The organism is Anthropogastromicrobium sp. (assembly GCF_037349415.1).
Classification (GTDB): Bacteria; Bacillota; Clostridia; order Lachnospirales; family Lachnospiraceae; genus Anthropogastromicrobium; species Anthropogastromicrobium aceti.
Genome location: NZ_JAXWCK010000025.1, coordinates 97,473 through 112,305, shown reverse-complemented (window position 1 = coordinate 112,305; position 14,833 = coordinate 97,473). Strand labels below are relative to the sequence as shown.

14 protein-coding genes are annotated in these 14,833 nt (G+C 42.7%); 13 read left to right on the top strand and 1 reads right to left on the bottom strand.

Going from position 1 to position 14,833, the window contains the following annotated elements:
• On the top strand, window positions 1-1,179 hold the full coding sequence (locus tag WJP93_RS04310) for a cysteine desulfurase family protein (RefSeq protein ID WP_337547094.1): 1,179 nt from the start codon (window positions 1-3) through the stop codon (window positions 1,177-1,179).
• Window positions 1,180-1,293: 114 nt separating this feature from the next.
• Window positions 1,294-2,481, top strand: coding sequence for a tRNA uracil 4-sulfurtransferase ThiI (thiI, locus tag WJP93_RS04305; protein ID WP_227100315.1), 1,188 nt, complete (start codon window positions 1,294-1,296; stop codon window positions 2,479-2,481).
• A 108-nt stretch (window positions 2,482-2,589) separates the two neighbouring features.
• On the opposite strand, the gene WJP93_RS04300 is transcribed toward thiI, so the two are convergent.
• Window positions 2,590-2,823, bottom strand: coding sequence for an HPr family phosphocarrier protein (locus WJP93_RS04300; RefSeq protein ID WP_066563071.1), 234 nt, complete (start codon window positions 2,821-2,823; stop codon window positions 2,590-2,592).
• A gap of 172 nt (window positions 2,824-2,995) precedes the next feature.
• Here WJP93_RS04300 and mtaB point away from each other — a divergent pair, with 172 nt between their 5' ends.
• The 11 genes from mtaB (at window position 2,996) to WJP93_RS04245 (ending at window position 14,761) form a co-directional block, all read left to right on the top strand.
• On the top strand, window positions 2,996-4,303 hold the full coding sequence (gene mtaB, locus WJP93_RS04295; RefSeq protein ID WP_337547091.1) for a tRNA (N(6)-L-threonylcarbamoyladenosine(37)-C(2))-methylthiotransferase MtaB: 1,308 nt from the start codon (window positions 2,996-2,998) through the stop codon (window positions 4,301-4,303).
• Window positions 4,304-4,475: 172 nt separating this feature from the next.
• Window positions 4,476-4,757, top strand: coding sequence for an IreB family regulatory phosphoprotein (locus WJP93_RS04290; RefSeq protein WP_066563075.1), 282 nt, complete (start codon window positions 4,476-4,478; stop codon window positions 4,755-4,757).
• Entirely contained in the window at window positions 4,754-5,260 is a 507-nt protein-coding gene (gene ruvX / locus WJP93_RS04285) for a Holliday junction resolvase RuvX (protein WP_118613451.1), read from the top strand. Before WJP93_RS04290 ends, ruvX begins: the two co-directional genes overlap by 4 nt.
• A gap of 26 nt (window positions 5,261-5,286) precedes the next feature.
• A complete protein-coding gene (locus WJP93_RS04280; RefSeq protein WP_066563079.1) occupies window positions 5,287-5,550 on the top strand; it encodes a DUF1292 domain-containing protein in 264 nt (87 codons plus the stop codon).
• Window positions 5,551-5,688: 138 nt separating this feature from the next.
• A complete protein-coding gene (locus tag WJP93_RS04275; RefSeq protein WP_227100318.1) occupies window positions 5,689-7,353 on the top strand; it encodes a ribonuclease J in 1,665 nt (554 codons plus the stop codon).
• A 4-nt stretch (window positions 7,354-7,357) separates the two neighbouring features.
• Window positions 7,358-8,014 (top strand): O-methyltransferase, encoded by a 657-nt coding sequence (locus WJP93_RS04270; RefSeq protein WP_337547087.1) that lies wholly within the window; start codon window positions 7,358-7,360, stop codon window positions 8,012-8,014.
• A gap of 1 nt (window position 8,015) precedes the next feature.
• The gene (locus tag WJP93_RS04265; protein WP_118613445.1) at window positions 8,016-9,263 is read left to right on the top strand and encodes a U32 family peptidase; all 1,248 of its coding nucleotides are present in this window, start codon (window positions 8,016-8,018) and stop codon (window positions 9,261-9,263) included.
• Window positions 9,264-9,278: 15 nt separating this feature from the next.
• Window positions 9,279-12,182 (top strand): insulinase family protein, encoded by a 2,904-nt coding sequence (locus tag WJP93_RS04260; protein ID WP_337547085.1) that lies wholly within the window; start codon window positions 9,279-9,281, stop codon window positions 12,180-12,182.
• Between the two features lie 27 nt (window positions 12,183-12,209).
• On the top strand, window positions 12,210-13,115 hold the full coding sequence (gene era / locus WJP93_RS04255) for a GTPase Era (RefSeq protein WP_066563085.1): 906 nt from the start codon (window positions 12,210-12,212) through the stop codon (window positions 13,113-13,115).
• A 20-nt stretch (window positions 13,116-13,135) separates the two neighbouring features.
• A complete protein-coding gene (recO, locus tag WJP93_RS04250) occupies window positions 13,136-13,909 on the top strand; it encodes a DNA repair protein RecO (RefSeq protein ID WP_308731027.1) in 774 nt (257 codons plus the stop codon).
• A gap of 168 nt (window positions 13,910-14,077) precedes the next feature.
• Window positions 14,078-14,761, top strand: a complete 684-nt coding sequence (locus tag WJP93_RS04245; protein WP_337547080.1) for a hypothetical protein — start codon at window positions 14,078-14,080, stop codon at window positions 14,759-14,761.
• Window positions 14,762-14,833 lie beyond the last annotated feature (72 nt).

Sequence of the window (14,833 nt, the reverse complement as noted above, 5' to 3'; positions counted from 1 at the left end):
ATGGAAGCATATCTGGATAATTCAGCAACGACCCGTGTGGATGCACAGGTGCAGGAGCTGATGAAAAAATTGATGGATGTTGATTTTGGAAATCCATCATCACGTCATCAAAAGGGTGTTGTGGCAGAGGGCTATATCAAGGAAGCAAGACAGAAAATTGCTGCTACTTTAAAGGTTGATCCAAAGGAGTTTATCATTACCTCTGGCGGTACGGAGTCCAACAATATGGCACTTATTGGAACGGCACTTGCTGCAAAGAGAAAGGGAAACCATATCATTACAACAGCAGTCGAGCATCCAAGTGTCAAGGCAACGGCTTCTTTTTTGGAGGAGCAGGGCTTTCGCATCACATTTCTTTCAGTTGACAGCAGAGGACAGATCTCTTTAGAAGATTTAAAGGAAGCACTTACACCTGATACCATTCTTGTATCAATCATGTATGTAAATAATGAGATTGGAACAATTCAGCCTGTAGAGGAAGCTGCAAAGCTGGTTCATGCGACTGTTCCAGGTGCTGTATTTCATGTGGATGCCATTCAGGCATATGGCAAGGTGATGATTCGTCCAAAGCAGCAGGGAATTGATCTTTTGTCTGTCAGCTCACATAAATTCCATGGTCCAAAGGGAGCAGGCTTTTTATATTGCAGCAGCAAGGTTAATCTTCATCCAATCATCTTTGGAGGCGGTCAGCAGTCTGGTATGCGTTCAGGAACTGAAAATGTACCTGGTGCAGCAGGTATGGGATTGGCAGCGCAGCTTGCCTACCAGAACTTTGAGCAGAAGAAAGCACATTTAAATGAGCTTCGCCGCTATTTTTTGGAGGGCATTCATAAGCTGGATGACGTTTCAATAAACGGTTGGGATGAGACGGCAGATGGTGAGGAATGTATAGAAAGACGAGCACCGCATATTGTAAGTGTAAGCTTCACAGGTGTAAGAAGCGAGGTGCTTTTAAATGCACTCAGCGACCGCGGCATTTATGTGTCATCTGGAAGTGCATGCTCATCTAACCATCCGGCACTTTCAAGTACTCTGCAGGCAATTGGGCTGGATAAAAAGCTTATTGAGGGAACGCTTCGTTTTTCTTTCTGTGAGAATACGACAAAGGAAGAGCTTGATCAGGCACTTAAGGCATTGCAGGAACTTCTTCCGATGCTTCGCCGCTACACAAGACGATAGAATGATACCAGGGTCAAAAGCTCCAAAAGCCGTTCGTGCTTGCACGATAAGGTTTTGAGCTTAATTCGTGGGTATCATTTCACATAAACATTAGATAGAATTGTGAGGAACAACATGAAATATCATGCATTTTTGATAAAGTATGCCGAGATTGGCATTAAGGGAAAAAACCGTTATTTGTTTGAGGATGCGCTTGTAAAGCATATCCGTCTTGCAATGGAGCGTGTTGAGGGTGAGTTTGAAGTAAAGAAGGAGTCTGGACGTATTTACGTGCAGGCACTTAGCGATTATGATTATGATGAGGCAGTAGATGCGTTAAAGCATGTATTTGGAATCGTGTGGATCTGTCCTGTTGTACAGCTTAAGGATGAAGGATATGATAAATTGGCAGAGCAGGTTGTGGAATATATGGGAAATGTATATCCGCAGGGTGATTATACATTTAAGGTACACAGCCGCCGTGCAAGAAAGAATTATCCAAAGGATTCTCAGCAGTTAAATGCAGATCTTGGCGAGGCTATCTTAAACGCATACGAAAACGCGCGTGTAGATGTTCACAATCCGCAGGTTTTATTGTCTGTTGAGGTTCGTGACACTTGCATCAACGTATATTCTGTATCTATTCCGGGTGCAGGCGGAATGCCTGTTGGAACAGCTGGAAAGGCAATGCTTTTGTTGTCAGGCGGAATTGATTCACCAGTTGCAGGCTATATGATTGCAAAAAGAGGCGTTACGATTGAGGCTGTTTATTTCCATGCACCGCCGTATACTAGTGAGCGTGCAAAGCAAAAGGTAGTAGATCTGGCAAAGCTTGTGTCTAAATATGCAACACCGATCAAGCTTCATGTCATCAATTTTACTGATATTCAGCTTTATATTTACGATGCCTGCCCGCATGATGAGCTTACTATTATCATGCGCCGCTATATGATGCGTATCGCTGAGCGCATTGCCATCAAGGATGGCTGCCATGGCTTAATTACTGGAGAGAGCATTGGTCAGGTAGCATCACAGACTATGCAGAGCTTAATGGCAACAAATGAGGTATGCACACTTCCTGTATATCGTCCGGTAATCGGTTTTGACAAGCAGGAGATTGTTGATGTAGCAGAAAAGATTGATACCTTTGAAACATCTATTCAGCCGTATGAGGACTGCTGTACAATTTTTGTTGCAAAGCATCCTGTTACAAAGCCAAATGTAAAGGTAATCAGAAGTTCCGAAAAGAAGCTTGAGGAAAAGATTGATGCGATGGTAGAAGAGGCAGTTAATAGCGCAGAGATTATCTGGTGTAAGGCTTAATATTACAGTTCACAGGACGTGTGAACTGTAGCAAAAAAATAGGGCATCACGAATGTGATGCCCCGATTGGTCAGATAAAACGATCTCTGAAAGTTAAGTTAAAAAAATTTACTGGATGATGTATGGTTCCAGAACCTTCATAACAGTATCAAGATTCTTTTCTTCATGAATGTTTAAATCGATTGGCTTGGAAAGATCCAAAGAAAAGATACCCATAATGGACTTTGCGTCGATAACGTATCTTCCGGAAACCAGGTCAAAATCAGAATCAAACTTGGTCAGGTCATTTACAAAAGACTTAACCTTATCGATAGAATTTAAAGAAATTTTTACTGTAACCATGATAATACCCTCCTGTGAATATGATGTTTGTGAGTTTTTATGTTTGCTTCTTGCGGAATTATCTGTTCTTTAATTTTAGATATACCGAAAAAACGAACATTCATCTTTAAGTTTATAGTACTTGTTTTGAGTAGAAAAGTCAAGGGAAAGTTAGAGAAAGGAAAATGAAAACATGGGAAGACGGGCAGCATTTCACACATTAGGCTGCAAGGTTAATGCATATGAGACGGAAGCAATGGAGGAGCTTTTGCAGACGGCAGGCTACGATATTGTTCCATTTACAGAGCAGGCAGATGTTTATGTTGTTAATACCTGCTCAGTTACAAATATGGCGGAGCGAAAATCAAGGCAGATGCTGCACCGCGCAAAAAAATTAAATCCAGAGGCTGTTGTGGTGGCGACAGGCTGCTATGTGCAGGTAAGTGAAGAAGAAGCCAGAGCAGATGCTGCTGTCGATCTTGTTCTTGGAAATAACCAGAAGCGTCAGATTGTTACGGCACTAGATGCTTATTTTGAAGGAAGAACATTTGATGATGTGCTGGCAGATGTAGAGAAGGAGCAGTATGAGGAGCTTGAAGTCAGCACAGTATTAGAGCACACAAGAGCATTTGTAAAAGTTCAGGATGGATGTAATCAGTTCTGCAGTTACTGTATTATTCCATATGCCAGAGGACGTGTGCGAAGCCGTCGTATGGAAAACGTTATAGCTGAGATTAAAAGACTTGCAGAAGCCGGTATCCAGGAGGTTGTGCTGACTGGTATTCATCTAAGCTCTTATGGAAGGGAAATTGATGGGGAAAGTCATTTAATCGAGCTTATTGAAGCCATTCATCCAATTGATGGCATAAGCAGAATACGTCTTGGCTCACTTGAACCGCGTATTATTACAGAGGAATTTGTCGGCCGCTTAAAAAAGCTGCATAAAGTATGTCCTCATTTTCATTTGTCTCTGCAAAGCGGATGTGAGGAAACTTTAAAGCGTATGAATAGACATTACACGCCAGAAGAATACTATGAAAAGTGTAAACTTCTTCGAGCCGCTTTTAAAAATCCAGCAATCACAACAGATGTGATTGTAGGATTTCCGGGAGAGACGGATGAAGAATTTGATAAGACACGTCAGTTTCTTGAGAAAGTGCATTTTTATGAGATGCATATTTTCCGCTATTCCAGAAGAAAAGGAACAAGAGCTGACAAGATGGAAAATCAGATCCCAGAAGAGATTAAGGCGCAGCGAAGCGGTATACTTTCGTCACTTGAGTCACAGATGACAAAAGAGTTTAGAACAAAGTGGACAGGAGCGTGCGTCAAAGTTTTATTGGAGGAGCGTCAGGAAATTAATGGTGTCTCCTACATGGTCGGCCATACGCCAGAGTACATAAAATGTGCGGTAGAGACGGATGCGCCAGACAATACGATCATCGATGCAATAATCGAAGGTGAATTGACTGCGGATGTGATGAAGGCAAGACAGGGGTGAATGACAGTTTATGGGATGCCCTGCTGATTCGTAAAATCTTCATGCAAGCATGAGATTTGTACGAATCTAACAGGACGCCTGAACTGGCAAAAAAAATACTTGCCGAATTAGACGAAATGTATTACAATATTATTGTTTAGCAGGTTTTGGACTGTAGGAAGGGCGTGAATCAATGGCAGATTTAAAAAATACTCAATTTATTGACATCAACCAGACGAAGCGAATTTCTGTATCAGAAGTAATTCTGAGAGTATATCAGGCGCTCGTAGAGAGGGGATACAATCCGGTCAACCAGATTGTCGGATATATTATGTCCGGTGATCCGACCTATATCACAAGCCACAATAATGCCAGAAGCCTCATCATGAAGGTTGAGCGAGATGAAATTCTCGAAGAACTGATGAGAAACTACGTAGAAACATGCATTGAAAGAAAAGGCAGAGAGAAAAAGTGAGATTATTAGGACTCGACTATGGTTCCAAGACAGTGGGAGTGGCGGTTACTGATCCGTTGGGTTACACTGCTCAGCCGTTAGAAACCATTACAAGAAAAGAGGAGAATAAATTGCGGCGTACACTTGCGCGCATTGAACAGCTGGTAGGAGAATACCAGATCGAAAAGATCGTTTTGGGTTATCCAGTCAATATGGACGGATCAGCAGGAGAGCGTGCAGAGCTTGCGCTTGCGTTTAAAGCAATGCTAGAGCGTAGAACCAAACTTGAGGTGATTATGCAGGATGAGAGGCTGACAACGGTGGCAGCTGATGAAATTCTGCAGGAGTGCGGTATGCCTAGGGAAAAACGAAAAACCGTGATCGATCAGGTAGCAGCAGGGCTTATTTTGCAGGACTTTATGGAAAACACAAAGAAGGGCAGTAAACTTGCTGATAGCGAATCGGACACAGAAGAAAAAAATAATAATAAAAACCTGGAAGTTATGAATAGCACAGCAGACTAGGAAAAAGAAAAGACTGGAGAAGGCGAATGGAAGATAAGATCATTTTGACAGCAGATGATGGAACAGAGGTAACGTTTTATGTGATTGAGGAAACAAGGCTCGGTGCAAGCAATTATCTGCTGGTGGCAGATTCGGATGATGAGGATGCAGAGTGTCTGATTTTAAAGGACACATCACGTGATGAGGATCCGGAGGCCGTGTATGAGCTCGTTGAAGATGAGACCGAGCTTGACGCTGTTTCGAAAGTATTTGAAGAACTCCTTTCTGATGAGGATATTACCATTGAGTGATGCACAGAAAATGTAAGTGCGCTATGGCAATAAAGTGAATGAAGACTCCAATCAGTTAATTGGATGAAACATTGGACAGAGAAGTTACGACAGAAAAAAGAGCTGTTTCATAAATGAACAGGAAAAAGGAGGTAAGATTTGAGTACAGTTGAAACAAGTGTCAAGGTCATACCATTAGGAGGTCTTGAGCAAATCGGAATGAATATGACTGTGTTTGAGTATGGAGAAAGCATCATCGTTGTAGACTGCGGTATGTCATTCCCGGGGGATGAGATGCTCGGTATTGATATGGTCATTCCAGATATCACGTATCTAAAACAAAACATTCACAAGGTAAAGGGCGTATTTATTACGCATGGTCACGAGGATCATATCGGTGCATTGCCGTTTTTCTTTAAAGAAATCAATGTTCCGCTTTACGGAACAAAGCTGACTCTTGGAATTATCGAGGGAAAGCTTGAGGAGCACGGCATTACAAAGAGTGTAAAGAGAAAGGTAGTAAAGTATGGCCAGACAATCTCAGCAGGTGATTTTAAAGTAGAGTTTATCCGCACAAATCACAGTATTGTTGATGCAGCAGCACTTGCCATTACTTCTCCGGCAGGAACCATTATTCATACTGGAGACTTTAAGATCGACTATACACCTGTATTTGGTGATATGGCAGACTTACAGCGCTTTGCAGAGCTTGGAAAGAAGGGCGTACTGGCACTTCTTTGCGATAGTACTAATGCACTGCGACCGGGCTTTACAGCGTCTGAGCGTACAGTTGGCCATACATTCGATACAATTTTCTCTGAGCACAGAAACCAGAGAATCATCGTTGCAACATTCGCATCTAATGTAGACCGTGTGCAGCAGATCATCAATACTGCCTACAAATATGACCGCAAGGTTGTTGTAGAAGGACGAAGCATGGTTAACATCATTGGAAAGGCAAGCGAGCTTGGCTACATTAATATTCCAGAAGGCACTTTAATTGATATTGAGCTGCTTCGCAATTACCCACCGGAGAAGACCGTTATTATCACAACAGGAAGCCAGGGTGAGTCTATGGCAGCACTGTCTCGTATGGCAGCAGCCATTCACAGAAAGGTCAGCATCTGCCCAGGTGATCTTGTCGTATTTTCCTCAAATCCGATTCCTGGAAATGAGAAATCTGTATCAAAGGTAATCAATGAATTATGCGTTTTAGGCGCAGAGGTTATTTATCAGGATACGCACGTATCTGGTCACGCATGTCAAGAGGAGATCAAGCTGATGTACTCACTTGTTCGCCCGAAGTATTCAATTCCTGTTCATGGTGAGTTCCGTCATAGAAAGGCACAGGCTGAGATAGCAGAATCTCTTGGAATCCCGAAGGATAATATCTTTATGATTCAGTCCGGCGATGTGCTTGAGTTAAGTGAAGAAAGTGCACTTGTTACCGGACAGGTAACGCACGGCGGTATTCTTGTGGATGGACTTGGCGTTGGTGACGTTGGAAACATAGTTCTTCGTGATCGTCAGAATTTGTCTCAGGATGGTATTATTATTGTTGTTCTGACATTGGAGCGTTACACCAACAACCTGCTTGCAGGTCCAGACATTGTATCAAGAGGATTTGTTTATATACGTGAGTCTGAGAATCTGATGATTGAGGCACAGCAGGTCGTAGAGGATGCTGTATTTGATTGTCTGGATCATAAGATTTCTGATTGGTCAAAGATCAAAAATGAGATTCGCGACAGCTTAAGCAACTACCTGTGGAAGAAGATGAAGCGCAGTCCGATGATTCTTCCGATCATCATGGAAGTGGAGTAAGTGAATGTTTGATTTTGAGCGGGCAACCGATTATATTCGCTCCCTGGAATTACCAGGGAGCGCTCTCTGTGAAGAAATTCAAAAAGATGCGCTGGCAGGAGACGTGCCGATTATTCGGCCGGAGACTGCCAGTTTTCTGCTGTTTTTAATTAGTTTGAAAAAGCCGCTTTCTATTCTTGAAGTGGGGACAGCAGTGGGCTATTCAGCGATTCGCATGAGCGAGGTGATGCCAGCTGGTGCAACGATTACGACGATTGAGAAATATCCGCCGCGAATTGAGGAGGCAAAAAGAAATTTTGCAAGAGCACCGCGAGGCTGCGACATCACGCTTCTTGAGGGAGATGCAGCTGATATATTAAAGACGTTGGACAAGCCGTATGACCTGATTTTTATGGATGCGGCGAAGGGACAGTATATTCATTTCCTTCCGGATGTACTAAGACTTTTAGCTCCGGACGGATTTTTATTTTCAGATAATGTACTTCAGGACGGAGATGTTTTGGAGTCAAGATTTGCGGTGACGAGACGCAACCGCACGATTCACAGCAGAATGCGAGAATATCTGACGATGCTGACACATACGCCAGAGCTTACCACATCGGTTATTCCGATTGGAGACGGCGTCTCACTGACAATGAAGAAAAACACGGAGGAAATGTGATATGGCAGCGAGAAAAAAGCCAGAGCTTTTGATCCCGGCAAGCAGTCTTGACGTATTAAAGACTGCCGTTACCTATGGAGCAGATGCGGTGTATATCGGCGGTGAGGCATTTGGTCTTCGGGCAAAGGCAAAAAATTTTAGCAAAGAGGATATGGCAGAGGGAATCGCCTTTGCGCATGCACATGACGTAAAGGTTTATGTGACAGCTAATATTTTAGCTCATAATGATGACCTTGACGGTGTGCGCGCTTATTTTCGCGAATTAAAGACTATTGGACCAGATGCACTTATCATTTCTGATCCGGGCGTTTTTATGATTGCAAAGAGTGAGCTTCCAGAGATGGAGCTTCATATCAGTACCCAGGCTAACAATTGCAATTATGGAACATTTAATTTCTGGCATCAGCTTGGCGCAAAGCGTGTTGTTTCCGCAAGAGAGCTTTCTCTTTATGAATTAAAGCAGATTCGTGCGCATATCCCAGACGATCTTGAGATCGAGACGTTTGTTCATGGTGCGATGTGTATTTCTTACTCAGGACGCTGTCTTTTAAGCAATTATATGGTAGGACGCGATGCCAATCAGGGTGCATGCACACATCCGTGTCGCTGGAAATATTCTATCGTGGAGGAGACACGTCCGGGCGAATATTATCCTGTTTACGAGAATGAGAGAGGAACATACATCTTTAATTCAAAGGATCTTTGCATGATAGAACACATTCCGGATTTGGCAGAAAGCGGTATCGATAGCTTAAAGGTAGAGGGACGCATGAAGACTGCTCTTTATGTGGCAACTGTAGCGCGCACTTATCGAAAAGCACTTGACGATTATTTTGAGGATCCAAAGAAATATGAAGCAAACATGGAATGGTACAAGGAAGAAATTGGAAAGTGCACATACCGTGAGTTCACGACAGGATTTTTCTATGGAAAGCCTTCTAGTGATGCGCAGATTTACAACAGCAATACCTATGTTAAGAATTACACATATCTGGGAACAGTAGAGTCTATTGACGAGAATGGACGAAGTGTATTTGAACAGAAGAATAAATTTACTGTTGGCGAGACGATTGAGCGCATGAAGCCAGACGGAACTAATGTTTCTCTTAAGGTAATCGGAATTTTTGATGAGGATGGAAATGCGCAGGAGAGCGCACCTCATCCAAAGCAGATGCTTCATGTTGTATTTGATGGCGAGACAGAGCCGCAGGATATTCTGCGAAGACAAGAGCCAGACGAAAAACAGTGATGGAAGGGCATAAAAATGGATATAACGAAAATACCGCAGTATGAGCTGCTTGAACATCATTATGTCAGGGAGCTTGAAAGTGAGGGATATCTGATGCGCCACAAAAAGACAGGCGCACGTGTCTTTATACTGGAAAATGATGACAACAATAAAGTATTTAACATTGCATTTAGAACTGTTCCGACAGATAGCACAGGTGTGGCTCATATTATTGAGCACACTGTGCTTTGCGGATCTGACCGCTACCCGGTCAAGGATCCGTTTGTTGAGCTGGCAAAGGGATCTTTAAATACATTTTTAAATGCAATGACATATTCAGATAAGACAATGTATCCTCTTGCAAGTACAAATGATAAGGATTTCTTTAATTTGATGTCTGTCTATATGGATGGTGTCTTTCATCCAAATATCACAAAAGAGAGAAAGATTTTCGAGCAGGAGGGCTGGCACTATGAGATGGACAGTCCGGATGGTGAGCTGACATACAACGGTGTTGTGTATAATGAGATGAAGGGCGCTTTCTCAAGTGCAGACGAGATTCTTGGCCGTCAGGTGAAGGCTGCACTTTATCCTGACACGACATATGCATATGAGTCAGGCGGAGATCCAGAATTTATCACAGATCTGACATATGAGTCATATCTGGAGTTTTATCATACTTATTATCATCCTTCAAACAGCTATATTTATCTGTATGGTGATCTTGATATGGAAAAAGCACTCAATTGGATGGATCATGAGTACTTAAGTCATTACGAGAAAAAAGAGATTGACTCAGCAGTTACACTTCAAAAGCCGTTCAACAAGATGAAGGAGATTTCGCTGTGCTATGCAGCTTCTGAGGATGACGATGAGGGTACTTATTTTACATGGTCAAAGGTTGTATCAAATGCACTTGATCTTGAAAAGTATCTTGCATTTCAGGTTTTAGAGTATGTTCTTCTTGATGCACCTGGTGCGCCTCTTAAGCAGGCACTTCTTGATGCTGGAATCGGTGTAGATATTTATGGAGGCTTCGAGGATGGTATTTTGCAGCCATCATTTGAGGTTACTACAAAAGGTGCCAGACAAGAGCAAAGAGAAGTCTTTGTGGAGACAATTGAGGCAACGTTAAGAAAGCTTGCAGAGGAAGGCTTACAGAAGCGTTCACTTCTTGCTGGTTTAAACAGCTTACAGTTTCGCTTAAAAGAAGGCGATTTTGGCCGTTGGCCGAAAGGTCTTATGTATGGACTGGATCTTTTTGACAGCTGGCTTTATGATGACAATGCTGCATTTTTGCTTTTAGAGACGCAGGATGCGATGGATGAACTCTACAAAAAGGCAGAGGGAAGCTATTTTGAGCAGCTGATAAAAGAGTGTCTGATTGACAATTCATTTGGTGTTGTGGCAATGGCTGTGCCAAAGGTTGGTCTTGATGCTGAAAATGAAGAAAAGACAGCAGAGAAGCTTCGTGTTTATAAAGATTCTCTCTCAAAAGAAGAGATTGAAGAAATTGTGCGTCACACAAAGGAGTTAAAGGAATATCAGGAAACTCCAAGCACGAAAGAAGAGCTTGAGACTATTCCTATGCTGACACGCGCAGATATTAAGCGTGAAGTGCTGCCGCTTTACAATGAAGAGCGAAGCATGGATGGAGTGAAGGTATTATTTCACGAGATGTCAACAAAAAAGATCGGCTATTTGGAGCTTGTATTTGATGCTGATTTTGCAGATCTTTCAGAGCTTCCATATCTGTCTTTATTAAAGCAGATTTTAGGTGTTGTGGCAGCAGGAGAATACAGCTATACAGAGCTGATGGATGAGGTTAATATTCATACGGGTGGCATTGATCCGGGCTTTGTTGTGCTGCAGCCAGAGACAGGAAGACCAACTGTGCGTTTTTCTTTCCGCATAAAGGCATTTTATCATGAGCTTGAGACAGCAGTTAACCTTACAGCTAAGATGATGTATCAGTCTGATCTTGCAAATGAGAAGCGTCTGTTAGAGATAATCGGTGAGACGCGTTCACAGCTGTATGAGCGCCTAAAGAGTGCTGGACATAATACGTCAATCAAGAGGGCGTCCTCCTATCACAGTGAGTCAGGCTACTTAAATGAGATTATGACGGGTATTTCGTTCTATGAATTTTTAAATGATTTGTATGATCACTTCGAAGAACGAAAGGGTATGATAATTGAGAAGCTGCGCGCTGTCAGTAATCAACTGTTTAATAAAAGAGCGCTTCTTGTCAGCTTTACCGCAGATAAGGAAGGCTATGATGTTTTAGAAAAGGCAATGGATACGCTTATAAAGCAGATGCCAGATGAGCCTTTTGTAAAGGCAGATTGGAATATGCCGCTTGAAAAGAAAAATGAGGGCATATGCTGTGCATCACAGATTCAATTTGTGGGAAGAACTGGCAATTATAAGGATGCCGGGCTGCCATTTAGAGGATCACTTCTTGTGCTGCAAAACATCTTAAATTATGATTATCTTTGGATACGTCTGCGCGTCAAGGGCGGTGCTTATGGCTGTATGTCCGGTTTTGGACGTGATGGTGACTGTTATATGGTATCTTATCTTGATCCTAAGCTTGCCGAAACAAATGAAGTATATGATAAGCTTCCAGAATATCTTGAGCAGTTTGATCAGGATGAGAGAAGTATGGACCGATATGTTATAGGTGCAATTAGTGAGATGGACATTCCGAAAAATCCAGCAGCGCTTGGTGTGCGTGGTCTTACTGCGTATTTAAGTGGAATCACAAGAGAGCAGCTTCAAAAGGAGCGAGATGAAGTGATTGATACAGATGCCAAGGAAATTCGTGCACTTGTGCCGTATGCGAAAGCGGTACTTTCTAATAATTGCCTTTGCGTAGTTGGAAATGAAAACAAGATAAAAGAAAACAGCTCACTTTTTACAACGGTACGATCATTGTAGTTTGTTACACTGGAAAGGAAATAAAATATGGAAAAACAGAAAAAATCAGGCTTTATTGCACTGGTCGGACGTCCAAACGTGGGAAAGTCCACGTTGATGAATCATCTGATTGGACAAAAGATTGCGATCACATCAAGAAAGCCTCAGACAACGAGAAATCAGATCCGCACCGTCTATACAGATGAGCGCGGTCAGGCCGTTTTTCTGGATACGCCGGGCATCCATAAGGCACAGAATCGTCTGGGCACATATATGGTAGAGGTTGCGCAGAAAACATTTTCACAGGCTGACATTGTCATGTGGCTTGTTGAGCCGACCACCTTTATCGGAAGAGGCGAACAGGAGATTGCAAAGAAGCTTCGCCAGCTCAAGTGTCCTGTCTTTTTGATCGTCAACAAGACTGATACAGTAAAGAAGGAAGCAGTGGCAGAGTGCATCAAGGCATACCGTCAAATTGCAGACTTTAATGAGGTGGTAGCCGTTTCTGCACTTAGAAGTGTCAATACAGATACACTGCTTGATACTGTATTTCGTTATCTGCCGTATGGCCCAATGTATTATGATGAGGATACTGTCACTGATCAGCCAATGCGTCAGATTGCAGCAGAGATGATTCGAGAGAAGGCACTTAGACGTCTTCAGGAAGAAATTCCGCACGGCATTGCAGTTACAATCGAGCAGATGAAAGAGCGCCCGGATGGCTCTGTGATGGATATCGAAGCATCCATTATATGTGAGCGTGAGTCTCATAAGGGAATCATTATCGGCAAGGGCGGCTCGATGCTAAAAGCAATCGGAAGTGATGCACGTCGTGACATCGAAGATATGCTTGAGATGAAGGTTAATTTAAAGTTGTTTGTCAAGGTGCGTAAGGACTGGCGCGACAGCGACCTTTACATGAAGAACTTTGGATATCACGAGGACGAGAAGTAAGCTTATAGAAAGGAAAACAAATGGATACCGTAACAGTGAACGGAATGGTTCTGTCTGCCATGCCAATAGGTGAATATGACAGGCGAATTGTGCTTTTGACAACAGATCTTGGGCGAATCAGCGCATTTGTGCGTGGGGCAAGACGGCCAAACAGTTCGCTGTTAGCTGCGGCACGTCCGTTTTCCATGGGTATATTTACACTGCATGCCGGACGAGATTCGTACACAGTGCAGGCTGCTTCAATAAAAGAGTATTTTGAGGCAGTCAGCTCTGACGTGACTAAGATGGCATATGGCTGCTATTTCCTTGAGGCAGCAGGTTTTGCCTCAGAGGAAAATGATGATGGAAGAGAATTGTTGAATCTTCTTTATTTCTCATTAAAGGCATTGGAGAATCAGGCTATTCCAGATGAGCTTGTGCGTCTTGTTTATGAGCTTCGTCTGTTTTTAGTGATGGGTGTTTATCCGCAGGTATTTGAGTGCAGTGTATGTAAAAGCAAACTCACAAAAGGCTGGCTGTCTGTCGAGCGGGGAAATTGTGTCTGTGAAGAATGTGCAAAAAGAAAAAATGAGGCACATACATCGGCGCGTCTTTATCTGGATGAATCAGCTATGTATACGCTTCAGTATATTCTGACGGCTCCAATCGGCAGACTTTACACATTCTGTCTTGAAGAGCCAGTTAAGCGTACACTTTATGATCTGACAGTGAAATGGCGCAGACGATACTTTTCAAGAGAGTTTAAATCATTGCAGGTCCTTGAGGAGATGGTGCATTTTATGGGCACTTTGTAAGCCATTTTGCCTGCTTTTTATGTGATTAGAGCAGATTGCTGACACATTTGTAAAGAAATGTTAAAGAAATAGGAAGATTTTATACTTGAAATATTCGCCAAGATACCATAGAATGTATAAAAGATAAGTCTCTGCCGAAAAGAGGCAGTAATGAGAGGAAAGAAAAGTATGAGAAACAGGATGATACGGATAAAAATAGCCAGTCTTATGGCAGGGCTTGTGGCGGCGGTCAGTTTAGAAGGCTGTGGATTGTTTACGAAGTCATATGACTTCACAGAAGCCGAAAACAGCATTTACGTGGAAGACAATGCTACAATCCGTGCTGCCATGATTTCTGACTTTGATAAGGATTACTACAGTATCGACGAGCTTGCAGGTGTGGCACAGCAGGAGGCGCTGTCTTTCAACAAAAATGTGTATGACTGCTCCTATTATAGCTATGATCAGATGACAAAGGAAGAAAAAGAAAGTATTCTTCTTCCAGTGTGCTACGAAAAGGCAGTAGTGAAGGACAAAAAAGCAAGCGTCGTATTTACGTATGCAAATGGTGATACCTATACAGGCTTTAATTCTGCTGAGATTCAAAATGCCGGTGGAAGCAAGCTTTACACATCACAGCTTGGCAGCAGTACCATGGCACTTAGCGGCGATTTTGTCACAAGCGATGGTCAAAAGCATATCAGCAGTGAAGATTTGATGAAAAAGACAGATTATTGTCTTGTGTACGCAGATTACCCCGTAACTGTATTTGGTGAGCATGATATTGCATATGTTTCCCAAAATGTTACAGTTCTGGCATCAAACTGTGCCCAGATCACTGGCAATGACGGTGGGTATATCATTTTCAAGTAGTCACAGTGAGCAAAGCGCAATCTTTCGTTTTGCGAACAGTAACTTTATAAAACATTTTTGGAGGAAGAACGA